15 protein-coding genes and 2 pseudogenes are annotated in these 17,333 nt (G+C 50.9%); 13 read left to right on the forward strand and 4 right to left on the reverse strand.

Features of this window, described 5'->3' with window-relative positions; all coding sequences use genetic code 11:
- Positions 1–18: 18 nt before the first annotated feature.
- The 9 genes and pseudogenes from JCM10914_RS08085 to JCM10914_RS08125 all read left to right on the forward strand — a co-directional run bounded on the left by JCM10914_RS08085 (position 19) and on the right by JCM10914_RS08125 (position 9,998).
- The gene (locus JCM10914_RS08085; protein WP_023959426.1) at positions 19–864 is read left to right on the forward strand and encodes a sulfurtransferase; all 846 of its coding nucleotides are present in this window, start codon (positions 19–21) and stop codon (positions 862–864) included.
- A gap of 133 nt (positions 865–997) precedes the next feature.
- Complete coding sequence (locus JCM10914_RS08090; protein ID WP_023959428.1) at positions 998–1,837, forward strand: AraC family transcriptional regulator; 840 nt, start codon at positions 998–1,000, stop codon at positions 1,835–1,837.
- Positions 1,838–1,957: 120 nt separating this feature from the next.
- The gene (locus tag JCM10914_RS08095) at positions 1,958–2,773 is read left to right on the forward strand and encodes a glycoside hydrolase family 16 protein (RefSeq protein WP_231638557.1); all 816 of its coding nucleotides are present in this window, start codon (positions 1,958–1,960) and stop codon (positions 2,771–2,773) included.
- Positions 2,774–2,983: 210 nt separating this feature from the next.
- On the forward strand, positions 2,984–3,862 hold the full coding sequence (locus JCM10914_RS08100) for an AraC family transcriptional regulator (RefSeq protein WP_023959432.1): 879 nt from the start codon (positions 2,984–2,986) through the stop codon (positions 3,860–3,862).
- 135 nt (positions 3,863–3,997) lie between these two features.
- Positions 3,998–4,949, forward strand: a pseudogene (locus tag JCM10914_RS08105) (ABC transporter permease).
- A 24-nt stretch (positions 4,950–4,973) separates the two neighbouring features.
- Positions 4,974–5,867: a carbohydrate ABC transporter permease gene (locus tag JCM10914_RS08110; RefSeq protein ID WP_023959438.1), complete on the forward strand. Its 894-nt coding sequence runs from the start codon at positions 4,974–4,976 to the stop codon at positions 5,865–5,867.
- 82 nt (positions 5,868–5,949) lie between these two features.
- The gene (locus JCM10914_RS08115) at positions 5,950–7,617 is read left to right on the forward strand and encodes an extracellular solute-binding protein (protein WP_023959440.1); all 1,668 of its coding nucleotides are present in this window, start codon (positions 5,950–5,952) and stop codon (positions 7,615–7,617) included.
- Between the two features lie 102 nt (positions 7,618–7,719).
- Positions 7,720–8,712, forward strand: coding sequence for an N-acetylglucosamine kinase (locus tag JCM10914_RS08120; protein ID WP_023959442.1), 993 nt, complete (start codon positions 7,720–7,722; stop codon positions 8,710–8,712).
- Positions 8,697–9,998, forward strand: coding sequence for a 6-phospho-beta-glucosidase (locus JCM10914_RS08125; protein WP_023959444.1), 1,302 nt, complete (start codon positions 8,697–8,699; stop codon positions 9,996–9,998). The genes JCM10914_RS08120 and JCM10914_RS08125 overlap by 16 nt, the downstream gene beginning before the upstream one ends.
- Before the next feature lie 61 nt (positions 9,999–10,059).
- Here JCM10914_RS08125 and JCM10914_RS08130 read toward each other — a convergent pair whose 3' ends face one another.
- Together JCM10914_RS08130 and JCM10914_RS08135 are read right to left on the reverse strand one after the other, a co-directional pair.
- Positions 10,060–11,067 (reverse strand): FecCD family ABC transporter permease, encoded by a 1,008-nt coding sequence (locus JCM10914_RS08130; protein ID WP_370570225.1) that lies wholly within the window; start codon positions 11,065–11,067, stop codon positions 10,060–10,062.
- A pseudogene (locus tag JCM10914_RS08135) lies at positions 11,067–12,106 on the reverse strand (FecCD family ABC transporter permease). Before JCM10914_RS08135 ends, JCM10914_RS08130 begins: the two are co-directional and overlap by 1 nt.
- A gap of 154 nt (positions 12,107–12,260) precedes the next feature.
- Here JCM10914_RS08135 and JCM10914_RS08140 point away from each other — a divergent pair.
- Positions 12,261–13,268, forward strand: coding sequence for an iron-hydroxamate ABC transporter substrate-binding protein (locus JCM10914_RS08140; protein ID WP_023959450.1), 1,008 nt, complete (start codon positions 12,261–12,263; stop codon positions 13,266–13,268).
- A gap of 152 nt (positions 13,269–13,420) precedes the next feature.
- Here the strand turns inward: JCM10914_RS08140 and JCM10914_RS29200 are convergent, their stop codons facing one another.
- Positions 13,421–13,567, reverse strand: a complete 147-nt coding sequence (locus tag JCM10914_RS29200) for a hypothetical protein (protein WP_162834830.1) — start codon at positions 13,565–13,567, stop codon at positions 13,421–13,423.
- A gap of 238 nt (positions 13,568–13,805) precedes the next feature.
- On the opposite strand from JCM10914_RS29200, the gene JCM10914_RS08145 reads away from it, so the two are divergent.
- Positions 13,806–14,570, forward strand: a complete 765-nt coding sequence (locus tag JCM10914_RS08145) for an exodeoxyribonuclease III (RefSeq protein WP_023959452.1) — start codon at positions 13,806–13,808, stop codon at positions 14,568–14,570.
- A gap of 183 nt (positions 14,571–14,753) precedes the next feature.
- Positions 14,754–15,944, forward strand: coding sequence for an enoyl-ACP reductase FabV (fabV, locus tag JCM10914_RS08150; RefSeq protein ID WP_023959454.1), 1,191 nt, complete (start codon positions 14,754–14,756; stop codon positions 15,942–15,944).
- A gap of 43 nt (positions 15,945–15,987) precedes the next feature.
- On the opposite strand, the gene JCM10914_RS08155 is transcribed toward fabV, so the two are convergent.
- Positions 15,988–16,695: a GyrI-like domain-containing protein gene (locus JCM10914_RS08155; protein ID WP_023959456.1), complete on the reverse strand. Its 708-nt coding sequence runs from the start codon at positions 16,693–16,695 to the stop codon at positions 15,988–15,990.
- Between the two features lie 98 nt (positions 16,696–16,793).
- On the opposite strand from JCM10914_RS08155, the gene JCM10914_RS08160 reads away from it, so the two are divergent.
- On the forward strand, positions 16,794–17,288 hold the full coding sequence (locus tag JCM10914_RS08160) for a GyrI-like domain-containing protein (protein ID WP_023959458.1): 495 nt from the start codon (positions 16,794–16,796) through the stop codon (positions 17,286–17,288).
- Positions 17,289–17,333 lie beyond the last annotated feature (45 nt).

The raw sequence follows: 17,333 nt of genomic DNA on the forward strand, positions 1-17,333 counted from the left end.
CGGAAAGGATGTGATCTCGTGTCGAATCTCGTGAGTAAGGAATGGCTATTGGAACAGATGCAGTCCGAAGCCAGTAAGATCTCGATTGTGGACGTGCGCTTTCGAACGGGGACGGAGGAACAAGGCATAGAGGCCTATAAGCGTGGACATCTTCCCGGCGCGGTATTCATCGACTTGAAAAATGATCTGGCTGATTCGCCCGGGAAGCATGGCGGACGCAGTCCTCTGCCTTCACCAGAACGATTGGCCGAACGCTTCGGTAAACTCGGCATGACCAGAGATGTGCCGGTCATCGTCTATGACGATGACTTAAGGCCCGAAGCAGCAAGGTTGTGGTGGATACTGAGATATTTAGGACATCAGCATGTCTATATATTGGACGGTGGTTATGCCGGGTGGAAAGCAGCGGGATATCCGCAATCATCTGATATAACCGAAGCAACGTCTCGGAAATTCGAAGTGGATATCCAGCACAATTGGTTGGCGGACGTGAACGAGGTGGGACAGAAGCTGAACCAAGCCGGTGTGATCTTACTTGACTCCCGCGATTGGCAGCAATACGCAGGGAAGACGGCACCGCTTGACCCGGTTGCAGGTCATATTCCCGGCGCGCTGCACGCTTTTTGGAAGGATGGCCTTCATGAAGACGGAAGGTTAAAGGATTCATTGGAGCAACAGAAGCGGTTTGGCTACATTTCACCGGACGATGAAGTCATTGTCTATTGTGGTTCAGGGCTCTCCGCCTGCCCGAATGTGCTGGCCTTGCAAGAAGCCGGATTTCATAAGGTGAAATTGTATGCTGGCAGCTGGAGTGATTGGATCTCATATGAGGGTAACCCGATCGCAACGAGTGAAACGAGCTGAGTATTACTGGCTAATAAGAACGTATCTGATGGTCGACCAGATGACTGGAGGCACTGCTCAAGAGCTGTGCCTTTTTTTGTGCGAATTTGGGAGTGTTGATGAACTTATATATGTGTGATGGGAGGCCAATGATGTGAAGGACATCGGCGTACAGGGGAATGGGAAATATAATATCCCTTCAGATATAGAGCGAAAGAGCGGCTTATGGATTTTGCGAGCGGGCCATAATCGGATGAACGTCCGCTATCATGAGGGACCGAGAATATCAGAGAACTTCACGCTTTACTATGTAGAGCAGGGAAGCGTTGTACTTGCCTACGATCAGAGGGAGCTCATCTTCTCCGAAGGGGATGTCTTCTGCCTGTTTCCTCATATCCGGTATCGATTGTATGAGACGAATCCATATCAGCATGAGAGAGCATCGCTGCATATGTCATGGATTACCTTTGATGGCGAACTCGCAACGGCTGCATTAGATCAGGTCGGCATCCATCGCGATACGCCGTTCGTTCGTCGCGTGATGAAGCCGGCGCTTATCAGCTTGCTTCATCACATCTACGAGGCGATGAATTCGAATGAACCGGGCAGCGAGTTTATTCGCCAGAAATGGATCTATCAGATGTTCGAGCTGTTGGCTGCCGACCCCTCCAAGTCCAAACATCGAGCAAATTGGCTGCAGCAAAGCCTGCATTATATGGATGCCCACTATATGGAGGGAATAACTGTGACCGACGTAGTAGAACAGGCTGGCGTGCATCGGACCCACCTGTATTGCGAGTTCATTCGGGTCTACGGAATAAGCCCGAGCCATTATCTGATGAAGCTGCGAATGGAACGCGCGGCCACCTTGCTCACAGAGACTGAAGTCTCCGTAACCGAGGCCGCTTATTCTCTTGGTTACTCCAATCTGCATACGTTCTCCAGGGCATTCGCCAAATACCACCGGACATCTCCGACCGCTTACCGAAGATAAAATGCAAAGTGTGAATCCACCTTAGATGCTGCTTCAGATCGTGAACTGTAGGGAAAGACCGTCAAATAGTGCAGGTATATCATTGAAATGGCTGAGATTTGGCATTCTTCTGGATGTAGGATGAAATGGAACGATCCTATCCTGTATGAAAGAAGAGGTGTTATTCATGTACACAATGAAGTTGATGAAAAGGAAGTGGACGGCTGTTCTTGCCGGAACCGCGCTGCTATGCAGCATTCTGCTGCCCATCCAGCTTCAGCCGCGGACGTTGCATTCAACGAGCCGCTGAACGGCGTGAATTCAAGTCTATTCTACACGTCCGATGGTTGGGCGAACGGTCCTGATTTCGGTGTTGGCTGGAAAGCGGCCAATCAGGAATTTTCCAACGGAATAATGGCGCTCAGGCTCGATAATGCAGGATGTCCCGCTGGTTGCTCAGGCAAAAGCTATGCTTCTGCCGAATATGCTACTCAGCTGAAGTATGGCTACGGCCGGGTCGAGGCGCGTATGAAGGCGGCCAAAGGGACGGGACTCGTAACCAGCCTGTTTACGTACTCCGGTCAGGCGGCAGGAACCTCTAATGATGAGATTGATATCGAAATCCTTGGCAAGGACACAACGAAGATGGAGACGAATTATTTTACCAATGGCGTTGGCCAGCATAGTACGATCATCAATCTTGGATTCGATGCTTCGTTAGACTTTCACAATTATGCGTTTGAATGGTCGCCTACATTCATAAAGTGGTATGTCGATGGGAGGCTGGTCCATACCGAGAACGGTTCGCGCGGGGCACTTCCCACAAGTCCAGGACATATTATGGTTAACCTGTGGTCAGGTTCAGGGCCGGCTCAAGTGTGGACGGGAACCTTCAACTATCCTGGAGCACCGGTACGGGCATACTACGACTGGATCAAATTTACCCCGGCTAACTAAATCAGCTTCCACTGTAAGCTGATAAAGAACAAGGCAAACTCCGTAGTCTGTTTCTACGTAGAGAAGAGCTGTCCAAGTTCAGGTCCGTAAGGATTCTGCACGGACAGCTTTTTTTATTTACAACGATGGAATATAGATGATAGAGTCTTTGACATAATGATGTATGTGTTAAACGCTTTCAATCATTTCCGATGGAGGAGGTGCTTACAATTGCCGTCAATTATGCGTGAAGAAGCAATTCCGAAGGAGAAAGTAATATTAGCCAAGCAATATCCAGTTTTCGTGGCGGATACGATCGGCGTCACGAGCCACTATCAGAAGCTGCATTGGCATAACGTACTTGAGATCAACTATATCAAAGCGGGGACCGGCTATTACATGATTAACGGTCAGCGATACGACTTTCGGCAGGGGGATATGCTGCTTATCAATTCCAATGATCTGCATTGCGCGCATGAGACCGAGGATCTGATCATGACGGTCATCACGTTTGATCCGACTTGGTTTATTCATAATCTTCGATTTGATGCGGAGTTGTTCAGTCCTTTTAGAGAAATGGGCACACACTTTACCAATCTGATCTGCCGCGATCATCCGGCAATGGACAAGCTGCGGAGGCTGGTATTAGAGCTGCAGGAGGAGAATGAGCAGGGGCGCAGATCCCATGCAACAACGGTGTATGCACTGCTGCTGCAAGTGATGGCCACGGTTAACCGGGAGTGCCGGATTACCGGAGGACGGGGTAATGAACCGGGCATCGGCGAGCGACAGTTAGAGAAGATGCGCCAGGTCATTCTGGTCATGGAGCAGAATTATGCCCATCCCTGGACGCTTGAAGAACTGGCCTCGCTCGTGTATCTCAGCCCATCGCGCTTTAGCGAAATATTCAAGCGTGCCGTTGGCATGCCGCCGCTGTTATATTTGATCCATATTCGACTTGAACAGGCGGTCATGATGCTGGACGGCGGTCAGATGAAAGTGATGGATGTCGCGCTGGAATGCGGGTTCCGCACATTAACCAATTTTAATAGGCTCTTCAAGAAGCACATCGGCATGACACCGAAAGCCTCACAGAAGCAGCAAACGTAAAAACCAGTGAAATAGTGCTGGTTTTTACTCGTTTTAGCAGAGAAATGGATCAGAGACAAGCGCTACAATGAAAGGGCAATAACCTCGGGATCATGTTATTAAATCTAACGCAAGACAAAAAAGAGGGGGATGCCGATGGCGCAAGTGGAGTTAGAAGGAAAGACAGAGCCGCTGAGCAGGAGAGGGCCGCTTCGCCGCTTTCTGAAGCAGTGGGACATTCAGCTGATGGTGCTACCGGCCATGATGTTCATCCTTGTATTCAGTTATGTTCCGATGTATGGGGTTTTGATGGCTTTTCAGGATTACAGTTTGTTTAAGGGGTTCATGAATAGTCCTTGGGTCGGACTAAAGCATTTCGAGATGTTCTTCCAAGCACCTGAATTCTGGACGGTCATTCGCAACACGCTCGTAATCAGCGCGCTGAAACTGTGCATCGGATTCCCGGCACCGATCCTGCTCGCGCTAATGCTCAATGAGGTGGGCAGACGTTCTTTCAAGCGATTGATCCAGACGATCAGCTACCTGCCGCATTTCTTGTCCTGGGTTATCGTATCGGGCTTCGTCATTTCGATTCTGTCCACGGATAACGGCAGTCTGAACATCTTGCTGCAGAAGTTGAATCTGATTGAAGATCCCGTCAATTTTCTGTCAGAGCAAGTATTTCTGGAGCATTCTCACCCTGACCAATGTATGGAAGGAGATCGGCTTCTCCTCGATCGTATATCTGGCGGCCATTGCCGGAATTAATCCGCAATTGTACGAGGCGGCTTCGATCGACGGTGCAAGTCGAATGAAACAGATCTTCACCATCACGGTTCCCTCGATCATGCCTGTAGTGGTCGTATTCTTCATACTCGCCATCGGCAACTTCCTGAATGCGGGCTTCGAGGATATTTTGCTGCTGGCCGGCAACCCGGTTCTCCGGGATGTCAGCGACGTGATCGATACCTATGTTTATCGAATCGGCATTCAGAATAGCAGGTATTCTTATGCAACGGCAGCCGGTTTATTCAAATCAATCATTAGTGTCGTTCTATTAACCGGAGCCAACTACCTGGCCCGTAAATCGGGGAACAGCCTATGGTAAGGAACGAGAGGGGGAACTTATGCCATGAAGCTGTCTAAAGCAGACCGCTGGTTTGTCAGCACGATATACGCGCTACTCGCTTTACTCGGGTTCATAGCATTATATCCGTTCTGGAATGCCGCCGTGATCTCCTTCAATGCGGGAAGCGATACGATGCTAGGCGGCATTACGTTCTGGCCGCGTGAATTTACACTCGAAAATTATAGGGTGGTATTCAAGGATGAGCGATTGATCGACGGCTTCGTAATTTCCGTGATGCGTACGATTGTGGGCACAATCTTATCGATCATTGCTACGGCCATATTGGCCTACGGTATATCGAAGCGGGAGTTGATGGGGCGCAATCTGTATATGGTGGTCTGCATCGTGACGATGTACTTCAGCGGCGGATTGATTCCGACGTATTTGTTGATACGGGAACTCGGGCTGATGAATTCGTTCTGGGTGATGGTCATTCCAGGCATCATCAGTGTGTGGAATATGATTATATTCCGAACTTTCTTCAAGGGCATTCCGGCGGGACTCGAAGAGTCTGCGCATATCGACGGTTCATCGAATTGGGGGGTATTCTTCCGCATCGTACTTCCGTTGTCGGGCCCCGTAATTGCTACCTTGTCCCTATTCACCGCCGTCTATCACTGGAATGATTGGTTTGCACCGAGTATCTATATCTCGAATGCGGAGTTGTTGCCGATCCAGACGAAGCTGCAGCAGATTCTGAACGCTAACATCATGCTGGAGCAGATGCAGAATATGGACGCGGCAGCACAGGGAAGGATGAGCGCGATGAAGGCCGTTACCACCAAGTCTTTGTCGATGGCAACGATGATGGTGGCAACCGTTCCGATTTTGTGCGTGTATCCTTTCGTACAGAAGTATTTTGTAAAAGGCGTGTTAATCGGTTCGCTCAAAGAATAGTTTCGGGCTCGGCTTATAGCAAGGCAAGGGTTCACAGCGTTCGCTTTGACCATAGATGAACATAGAGAAGGGAGCTCGTGCAATGAAGAGAGGGAAACAGGGGTTTCTGTCCGCATTGTCAGTCACACTTGTCATCGTAATGGCTTTAATGGGATGTACGAATTCAGGGAACAGCACGAAGGAGGCAGAGAACAAGGAGCCATCCACGCCACAGAATCAGGGAGAGAAGACCAGTGATGGGTTCGTACTGGGAGAACAGCCGCTTGAATTCTCCTTCTACGGCCACTATGACTGGTACACGATGCCGGAGTGGGGGGCGGATCTGGCGACCCAATGGATCAAAGAAAATAAGTCCGTCAACGTCGTCCCGGTCAGCTCGGGCGGTGCCGCGAAGAACAAGATGAGCACGATGATCGTATCCGGCGAACTGCCAGACGTGATCTGGATGGAGCGCGGTGCCGAGGTGGAGAAGCTGCGTTCCGAGGGAATGCTGGTTCCATTCGACGATTATCTTGATCAATATCCCAATCTGAAAAAATGGGCCGGTGAATCGACGCTGGATATGCTGCGCTCACCTGACGGCAAGCTGTACCAGTTCCCCAATTGGTATACGACGCAGCCTAACGGAAATGCAGGTTATCTTGTGAACAAGAAGATCTATAATGAGCTCGGCTCACCGAGCCTGGAGACGACGGAAGATTTATATGCCTACTTGAAGCAAGTCAAGCAGAACTACCCTGATGTCGTTCCACTGGAGGTAGGACAAGCGGCTGCCGGAGTGGATATTATGGTATCCGCCTTCGCGGAGAATCGTCCCTATACCTTCAACAGCATGATGGCTGTACCGCAAGGCGATCAGTTGGTGTCGCTGTTCACCGACCCTGTGTATCGCGAGTTGATGCAATATGTTAGCCGAATGTATCGGGAGAAGCTGATGACGCAGGATGCCTTCACGCAGAAGCTGGAGCAGGTCGAGCAGAAGATTATTACGGGCAAAGTTGCAGTATACGCAGCGTCAAGTCCGACGGAATTCGGCTCCAAGGGCAACAACATTCTGTCAGCCGAGGACCCGGATGCCGGATACATCATGATCTGGCCTGTGCACAAAGAAGGTTTGGATGCAAATCAAATCTTCCCAGGTGATTACAAACAGCTTGGCTGGAACGTGAGCGTCATTACCAAGTCGGCCAAGGATCCAGAAGCGATCTTCGCCTTCCTGGACTGGTTCACCGGCCCTGAAGGCCAGCGTACGATCATGTGGGGGCCAGAAGGTCTGTACTGGGACGGGACGGACGAGGATGAAGCACCGCTGTTCACGGATAAATTCACCAGTGAAGCGAAGGCTCGCGATGAATTAATGGGTGCTACGGTGAATTTTCAGTGGAACGGAAATACCGTATATGTTGACCAGTCGAAGATGAAATTTGAATCAACCCTCCCGGCTGAGAAGCGGAATTGGGAGACCTACTGGCAGTCTGAAGTAACCTGGAAAACGCAGATGAATACGACAGAGTATGTAAACCTCGACCCGGCTGGCGACTCGGAAGAGGGCATTATCGCTCAGCGCGTATTCGAGATTTATGAACAGACGAGAGCTAAAGCGATCAGCATGGCAACCTCTGACGAGGAGGTGCTGGCGATACTGGATAAAGCCGAGGCTGACGCACAACAAGCGGGTTATGACAAGCTGTTGAAGTACAAGACAGCGAAATGGCAAGAGAACATCGAGAAGCTGCAAGCATCGAAATAATCGTCATGGCGGGAAGCGGCCTTGGTTATAGCCTGGCGCGATAACACGTGCGGCATGACGGAGGTCGGCTTTATGTCTTTGGCAGCATAGGAGAGATCATACTTGAATTATTATTTAGGAGTCGACGGTGGGGGCAGCAAGACACTCGCCGTCGTAGCGGATAGTACGGGGAGAATTAGAGGCAGAGGCACAGGGGGCTGCGGGAATCATCAGCTTGGAGCCGAGCTGGCCGAGCAGAGCATTCAGCAGGCTGTCAGCGATGCACTTGCTCAAGCGGGCTTGATGCATACCGATATCGCGCATGCCTCATTCGGCCTCGCAGGCGCTGACCGTGAGCCCGATTTTGCCATCCTAAGACCATTGGTGAGCGCGCTTGGACTCAGCAGATATCACATCGTGTGCGACACCGTGATTGCGATGCGCGCGGGAACAAGACAGCGGGATGGGGTTGTCCTCATCTGCGGCAGTGGAACGAATTGTTATGGCGTCAACACGGCAGGCCGCGAGCTTCAGATCGGCGGCTTCGGTTATGCCTTCGGCGACTTTGGCGGCGGAAGCGAGCTTGCCATCGAAGTGTTCCGTTCGGTCATCAGGGCCTGGGAAGGACGGGAGGAGCCGACCGCATTGACGGAATTAACACTTGCAGCTCTGGGTTGCGGCAGTGTGGAGGAGATGTTCCACCGCTATCTGGATGAAGGGAAGCGAGTCCCCCATACGCTCGCGAAGTTGTTGTTCCAGGCGGGTCCTGAGGATGCTGTTGCCAGAACGATATTGGAGCGGCAGGGTTTGGAGCTCGGCAAGGCGGCCAGCGCGGTCATCCGCAGGCTTGGAATGGAACGGGATACGTTCGATGTCGTTCTGGCAGGTAGTGTCTTGACACGCGGTGCTGGAGCAGAATTGATCCGCCGAGTTCATGAGGAGGTCAAGCGGGCCGCACCAGCATGCCGATTGCAGCGATTAGAGATGGAGCCGGTCGCGGGAGCGATTCTGCTGGCTATGGATGATGCCGGCGAGATGCCCGGACCCGAAGTGTACGAACAGTTACAACGAGAACTTGCAGTGAAGGAGAGGGATATAGCATGGGGGATCGATTGAAAGTCGTCGTGATTGGAGGCGGATCATCGTATACTCCGGAATTGATTGAAGGTTTCATTACCCATTACGATGCCTTTCCGGTAACGGACATCGTGCTGGTCGATATTCCGGAAGGACGACATAAACTGGAGATTGTTGGAGCCCTGGCCCAGCGTATGGTGCAGCGGAGTACACTGCCGATATCCATTACGCTGACCCTGGATCGCAAGGAAGCGCTTAGTGGGGCGCATTTTGTCTCAACTCAGATGCGTGTGGGGCTGCTGGAGGCCAGGGGGTGGGACGAATCGATTCCGCTCAGATACGGCATGCTCGGACAGGAGACGACGGGAGCAGGGGGGATGATGAAGGCGCTGCGTACGATTCCGGTCCTGCTCGATATATGCCGAGACATGGAGGCGTTATGCCCCGACGCCTGGTTGCTGAACTTCACGAATCCGGCGGGGATGGTAACGGAAGCAATCATGAAGCATACCCGCATCCGCTCGATCGGTCTATGTAATTCACCGATTGCTGCTTACAAATGGCTGTCAGGACTCTATCAGGTGCCAACAACGCGCATCTATTGCGAGTTTGTCGGTCTGAATCACTTGCACTGGATTAGTCGCATCGAGATCGATGGAACATCGAAACTGGAGGAACTCCTGGCAGTGGGAGGCAGTTATTCGGCGAGCAATGTTCCTCAACTCGCGTGGAACGATACATTGATTCGCTCATTGGGAGCCATTCCGTCGTATTACCTGAAATATTATTATCTTCACCGTGAGATGCTGGAGGAGCAGCAATCGGCAGCGGTTAAGGGCGAGACGAGAGCGGAGACAGTGAAACGGCTTGAAGATGAGCTGTTTGATATTTATAAGCAGCCTGAACTCGCCGAGAAGCCGAAGCAGCTGGAACTGCGCGGTGGCGCGTATTATTCCGAGGCCGCCGTTCATCTGATGAAGGCCATTCATACGGACAGCTTTGAAGTTCAGACGTTGAACGTCATGAACGGAGATACGCTGGCATTTCTGCCGTCCGATGCGTGCATCGAGGTGAACTGTGTTGTGACGAAGAACGGTGCGGTACCTATACCGATCGAGCGAGTACCGGATGGTACGATTGGCTTGATCCAAGCCGTCAAAACCTATGAATCTCTTGCCATTGAAGCAGCGGTTACGGGAAGCAGGGAAAAGGCGCTTCTGGCACTCAGTGCCCATCCGCTTACGGACTCTGTTACCTCCGCCGAATCGATGCTGAGCGAGATGCTGGAGCGAAACCGGAAGTATGTCCCGCAATTTTTTGGCTAATGAAACGGCGATTTCTTCCGAATGCTTGGAAGAAATCGCCGTTTTTCCTTTGCCAAGTGAACTAATCCCTAATCAATAAGTAGATAAAATATGGTGCGCCGAGGCAAGAGACGACCAGACCCACGGGAATTTCCGATGGTGCCATCAGATTCTTGCCGATCATGTCGGATACGAGCAGTACAAGTGAGCCAAGCAGCGCGGAGACGGGCAGCATGCTCTGGTGACGCGGGCCGACCAGCTTGCGCGCTAGATGCGGCGCCACAAGTCCGAGAAACGCAATTCCGCCGCCAACGGCAACACAAGCGCCGGCTAAGGCAACCGAGATGAGCAACAGCGTTCTGCGCTTGCGCTCGACCTTGAGCCCTAGCCCTGTTGCGGTGTGATCACCTAAGTTCAGCACGTTTAGACTCTGTGATTGATACAGCGCATACGGGACAAGGAGCACAATCCAAGGCAGGATCGCATAGACATACTCCCAACTTGCTCCCCAGATGCTGCCGGACAGCCAGATCGTCGCCTGCATGAAGTTATTAGGGTCCATCATGAGCTGGAATACGATGATCAGCGCCGCGAAGGCGGCATTGATCCCGATCCCCACCAGCACGAGCCGGATCGGTGTCACGCCCTGCTTCCAGGCCAGCGTGTAGATGAGAAATGCGGCGACAAAGGCGCCGAGCAATGCGGCAAAAGGCATGATGTAGACGGACCAGATCCCGGCACTGAACGAGCTGCCCTGGAAGTAGAAGATATAGAGTACAACAGCCAATCCTGCACCGGAATTAATGCCGAGTATGCCCGGGTCTGCCAGCCCGTTTCGTGAAATGCTCTGCAGAATGGCTCCTGATACGGCGATTCCGGCACCGATCAGAATGGCGATGACCATCCGTGGTAACCGAAAGTGCACGAGCACGGTATAGTTTTGCTCTGATCCCGTGCCGTTGAATGCTTTGATGACCTCCGCGAGCGGGATCTTCATGGTTCCCATATTTAAGCTGACGATGAACACGGCTGCAATTGCCAACAGCAGGATCATTGATATGGACATAACTTTTCGAGTCGTATTCATGATCACAGCCCCCTCCCTTCACGCCGTGCGAGATAGAGGAAGAAGGGAACGCCGATGATCGCCGTTATGGCACCAACAGGCGTCTCGAACGGTGGTTGATCATTCGTGCGGCTACGTCAGCGAACACCAGCAATAGTGCCCCCACAACAGCAGAGCAGGGGATTATCAGCCGATAATCAGGACCAACGATGAAACGAACGATATGAGGGATGACGAGTCCAACAAAACCGATCGTGCCGCCAACAGCTACCGCAGCCCCCGTCAAGAGCAGTACCACTAGCGTTCCGAGAAACTTGACGATGCCTGTTCGTTGACCAAGTCCGGTTGCTACTTCTTCGCCCAGACTCATTACGGTAATCGATCTGCTGAGCGCTATCGCGAGCAGCAATCCGATGATGGACACGGGAACCAGCAGCTGTACGTTCACCCACTGCACGCCCGATACACCACCGGCATACCAGAAGCTGATGTCCTTGGCTACGTTAAAGTGAATCGCAATGGCCGAGGATATGGAACTTAACAGCGCGGTAACGGCAGAACCGGCCAGTGCCAGCTTGACCGGCGTGAGCCCTCGTCTCGATAACGAGCCGATCAGTAGCACCAGTCCCGCACCCAGTCCCGCACCTGCGAACGAGAGTAACATCAGCGTTATATTGGATGGAGAATTCATAAAGGCAAACCCGATCGACATCATAAAAGTAGCGCCGGCCGTGACCCCCATAATGGATGGAGAGGCAAGCGCATTCCGGGTCATCCCTTGCATAATGGCACCAGAGACAGCTAGAGCTCCTCCAATTAATGCAGCCGCCAAGGCTCTGGGCATTCGCAGGCGCTGGATGATCTGGTGGGCGGTCGAATTGGCATCGAAGCGGACGAGTGCTTCCCATACCGTAGCCAGTTTAATGTTCGCGGCTCCGTAGATGATGGAGGATGCAATCGCAGCAGCTAAAAGACATAGTCCCGCAATGATGACAATCGCAGCTGTTTTGGGTCGATAAATCGATTTTACGTGTTGTTTGGAGTTGGCATGATTTGCTTGCATGTTCACCTAAACCTTCATATTGATAAAAAAATTAAAATAACGTATTGTAAATGAGAATGAATTTCATTATCATGGTAATATTATTATATCACTTGATTCGTAGAATACGCTAGTGATTATATCAAAAGAATATAGTAGGGGGAAATGGAACATCATGAATCGTTTCAAGAATAAAATATGGATTATCGCAGGGTTGTTGATTGCCTTTACTCTTCTGGTAGCTTGCGGAAATAACAAAGATGCTGCTGAACCGGAAGCACAAACGCCAAGTGAGCAGAACAGCGGTACCGATGCTCAGCCAGAGGAAGGAAATACAGAAGCCAAAACAGAACGTACGCTAACAGATGCTATGGGTCATGAAGTAAAGATTCCGGCAGAACCGAAGCGGGTCATTGCTTCTTACCTGGAGGATAACTTGGTTGCCTTGGGCATTACACCAGTAGCCCAGTGGTCGGTCAAAGGCGGAAACGTTCAGGACTATCTGCAAGAAGCATTAAAAGATGTGCCGATCGTTGAACATGATCTTCCTTTTGAGGCAGTAGCCAGTTTCCAGCCGGATCTGTTGATTATGGATTCCGCTTCTATGGTTGAAGGTAATAAATACAGTCAATACGACAAGATCGCTCCTACTTATGTCATCGGTAATGAAGTGAACAACGATTGGCGTGAGGAACTGAAGCAAATAGGCGAAATCTTCGGTATGGAAGAGCAAGCGCAAGCTGCGCTGGATCAGTATGAGCTGAAGGCCACAGATGCTAACGAGCAGATCCAAGCTGCTATTGGCGGTGAATCCGCTGCTGCGATCTGGCTGGTGGGCGGCAAATTGTTTGTTGTTAGCGAAACGTTGTCCAGCGGCGCCGTGATGTATGGTGATTTGGGTCTCACAGTACCGAGTGTGGTGAAGGAAATTTCGGCATCGGCTACCGGCAACTGGTCTTCCATTTCCCTGGAGAAATTAGCTGAACTCGACGCTGATCATTTGTTCTTTATTAACAGTGACGGGGATGGGGCTGAGGTGCTTCAAGATCCGCTCTGGGCGAATATTCCTGCGGTTAAGAATGGAAACATCTATGAGTATGGGAAAGAGACAAGCTGGTTGTATACCGGTACGATTGCCAACAGCCAGATCATTGATGATGTATTGGAGAGTTTGGTGAAGTAATTATTATTTTGCTGGATGTGCAGCCGTCTTCTCGGCGATAAACGGGAAGACGGCTGTTTTATAGTTATATGGATGGACATATCGATAATAACGGTCACACCCCAAACACCCATCACATATTGAATGGGTGTTTGGGGTGTGACCTGTCTATCTTACGACTCCTGATCTCGGCAATGCTCCTCGGCTGCCGAAGTGAATTCTTCTTCATTCTCGTCGGCCAGCTTGTCACCGTATTGATCCAGACGTTCAGGATTGCTGGAGGGGCCGTCGTTTTTGGGTTTGCTGTTTCTGCCTGTCATGTGCTACACCTCCTGATATGAGTAAATTCATCGATGCGTGAGGACACGCACGTCTAAATACCTTTATGTTGTTCCAGATAGGCTGGTGGATTATGCACGCAGCTTCCATTTTCATGATGAAGTTATGATGAAACAAGGAAGAGATCCCCGGAGCGGCCTTGTTCGTTCCCGCCGACACATGATACCATTATAGAATTTAGAAGATTTATAGAAATGGATATGATGGGGGTTACAATAGATGAAGCTAGTATCTTGGAATGTTAATGGATTACGAGCCTGCGTTACGAAAGGTTTTATCGATTATTTTCAACAGGCGGATGCCGATATATTTTGCGTACAGGAAACGAAGCTGCAAGCCGGGCAAATTGAGCTCGATCTGGGACCTGAATATCAGCAATATTGGAACTACGCAGAGAAGAAGGGATACTCAGGAACGGCAGTATTTACGAAAAAGGCCCCGCTGTCCGTTCGCTATGGGCTGGAGGAGGACAGCGAGCCGGAGGGCAGAGTGATCACGCTGGAGTTTGAAGACTTCTATCTCGTGAATGTGTATACGCCGAATGCCAAGCGAGACCTGAGCCGCCTGCCTTATCGACTGGAGTGGGAGGAGCGTTTCCGAGAATATCTGCTTCAGCTTGATGCACGCAAACCGGTCATCGTCTGCGGCGATTTGAACGTGGCTCATCAAGAAATTGACTTGAAGAATGCTAAGTCCAACCATGGCAACTCGGGATTTACGCTTGAAGAGCGCGGCAAAATGACGGACCTGCTGGCAGCGGGCTTTATCGATTCTTTCCGCTTCTTTTACCCGGACCGGACAGACGTGTATAGCTGGTGGTCATATATGGCCAAGGTCAGGGAGCGGAATATCGGCTGGCGCATCGATTACTTCCTCGCGTCGAAACGATTGGCTGAGAAGTTAAACGATGCCGAGATCGATTGCCATGTGATGGGAAGCGACCATTGTCCGGTAAGTCTAACGCTGAGCGATCACCTGGCTTAACAGCGATGGCCGGCTGCATGACATCAAAAAAGATGCGGGTGTTCGCATCTTTTTTGTTATTTCCCGGGAGCTGCTTATTGAAACATTTCCTCTCTACGCGAAAAACAGTTAAAATAGAAAAGAAATTCATAAGACCATACATATGGTGTCAGACGATGAATACTGGAAGAGAGGTATATAAATATGATCATTAAACCAAGAACGCGTGGATTTATTTGTACGACATCCCATCCGGTGGGCTGTGAAGCCCAGGTGCAGGAGCAGATTGATTATGTATTGCAGCAGCCAGGAATTGAAGGCCCGCGGAATGTGCTAGTAATAGGCGCTTCAACGGGCTACGGCTTGTCGGCAAGAATAGCGGCTGCGTTTGGCGCTAAAGCCAATACCGTTGGCGTATACCGTCCGAGCCAGGCCACGGAGAAGCGTACGGCATCGGCGGGCTGGTATAATTCCGTTGCCTTCGAGAAGGCAGCCGATGCTGCGGGTTTGAAATCGTTCAGCGTGACCGGCGATGCCTTCACGCAAGAGACGAAAGCCAAAACCGTTGAACTGATTCGCCAAGAGTTGGGACAGGTCGATCTCGTTGTGTACAGCGTAGCTTCCGCACGTCGTACGCTGCCAGACACCGGTGAGACGGTTAACTCGGTATTGAAGCCGATCGGACCGGCTTACACGAACAAGACCGTGAACTTCCATACCGGTGAAGTAACGGAGGTTACGATTGAGCCTGCAACCGAAGCGGAAGTGAAGAACACCGTTGAGGTCATGGGCGGTGATGATTGGGAACTGTGGATGAATGAGCTGGCAGTGGGCGGCGTATTGACGGAGAACGTCACGACAATCGCCTTCTCATATATTGGTTCCGAGATAACCAAAGCAATCTATCGGGATGGTTCGATTGGACAAGCGAAGGATCACCTGGAGGCTACGGCCCTGAAATTGAACGGGAAGTTTGCTGCCGGAGGGGGACGTGCTTTCGTAACGGTCAGCAAAGCGTTAGTGACCCAATCCAGTTCGGCGATTCCAGTCGTTCCGCTGTACGTATCGGCACTGTACAAGGTGATGAAGGAGAAGGGGCTGCATGAGGGCTGCATCGAGCAGATTTATCGACTGTTTGCAGACAGGCTCTATTACGGTGCACAGGTGCCGGTGGACGAGCAAGGACGCATCCGCATAGACGACTGGGAGCTTCGCGAGGACGTGCAGGCCGAGGTTGCAGAACTGTGGAGCAAGGTGACCAGCGATAATATCGAAGAGCTGACAGATCTTGCAGGTTATCGTCGTGAATTCTTCCAACTGTTCGGCTTCGAAACGGACGGCGTGGATTATGATGCGGACGTGAATCCCATCGTAGACAATCCGAAGGCAATATAACTTAGACAAAGCGAGCCCCGAGCAATGAGCGGAGCTCGCTTTTTTAGTTGGCGTTGTTGGATAAGGGAATATAGATTTGCACTAACGGGGCATGGATAGAACTTCTTAATTCCAGGCTGTGAAGGGTCGGATTCGGCGCGAGCCCGCGCTGCTTCAATTGCTGAAGTACAAACGTATAGGATTGGTCGGTATCCTCCCGATCGGAATGCCCTACATGGGTATACGCGGCATATTCCTGTGTTGGTAGAGTTAGGCTTATCATACGCTCAGGTGTATTCCGAACCGTAGTGACTTCAACTCCGGCCACGTAGTGATAGATTTCTTGGCGGTTCAACACCGCGGCAATATACGGATGTCCCGTCTGCGAAGTTCTGCGGATATTCGGAATTTCAGCCATGCGTGCTTCAAGTTCCTGCCATAGCCTGGGTTTTAGGGTGTGGGACATATAATAGGCCGTGAAAGGAATCTTCATCTCCAGACCGACAATGAAGGTCTGAGGTTTAATAATCCGCTGTATCGACTCCTTGGTTTGCGCTGAGCGTTCTTGCTGCTGTCGAGTAGTCAGAATGGAATAACCACCGTGCTTGCCTTCGGTGGCATACAGAGGTACGCCAAGATGCGAGAGTTCATGGAGATAGCGCAGCATCGTACGATACGAGACCGAGAATTCGTCGGCTAACTGGCCAACCGTGAAGTGCTGCCTTTCGTATACTCGCTGCATTACCTTGAGGATTCGTTCGGTTTTTGGCATGAACCTGCTCCTTCAATTATTTTATTTATACTGTGACAATTTCTGACATAGTTCAAGTATATAATGAAATTAATTAGTTGGAAAAGGAGTAGATATCGATGACGATTGAGCAGCGAAATGAAGGAACGGTTACGAGCAAGGCAGCTTTTCAAGCGGTCGGCTTGAAGTGGGAAGGGACTTACGCCGAGGCAGGCGCCGGAGGAATACGCGCGGTTCACCGAGCGTTGCAGGAGCGTCTTACCGAGATTCCGCATGCCATACATACCGATACGCTGCTGGGGCTGTCGTATCATGCCTTTCCAGGCGGAGATGGCTTTACCCATTATGCCGTCGTCGAAGTGGAGCGGATCGATGATGTTCCTACGGGTATGGTAACGTTATCCGTCCCTACTTTGCGTTATGCCGTCTGTAGTCATCGTAAGGAGCAAAGCATTGATCAGTCTTACAATAATATCTATGCTTGGATCAATGACCAAGGCTATTCGGCATATAGCCCGGATCATTTAACCCATTTCGAGAAGTATCCGATGAGTCAGGATCCTTATTCGGATCACCCGGAGTTCATTATCATGATTCCTGTTCAACAAAGGTAGAATCATACCGAATTATTGTATATAGAAGCCGTAGCCCTTGTCGTA

The sequence above is a fragment of the Paenibacillus sp. JCM 10914 genome, assembly GCF_001315105.1.
Taxonomy (GTDB): Bacteria; Bacillota; Bacilli; order Paenibacillales; family Paenibacillaceae; genus Paenibacillus_AQ.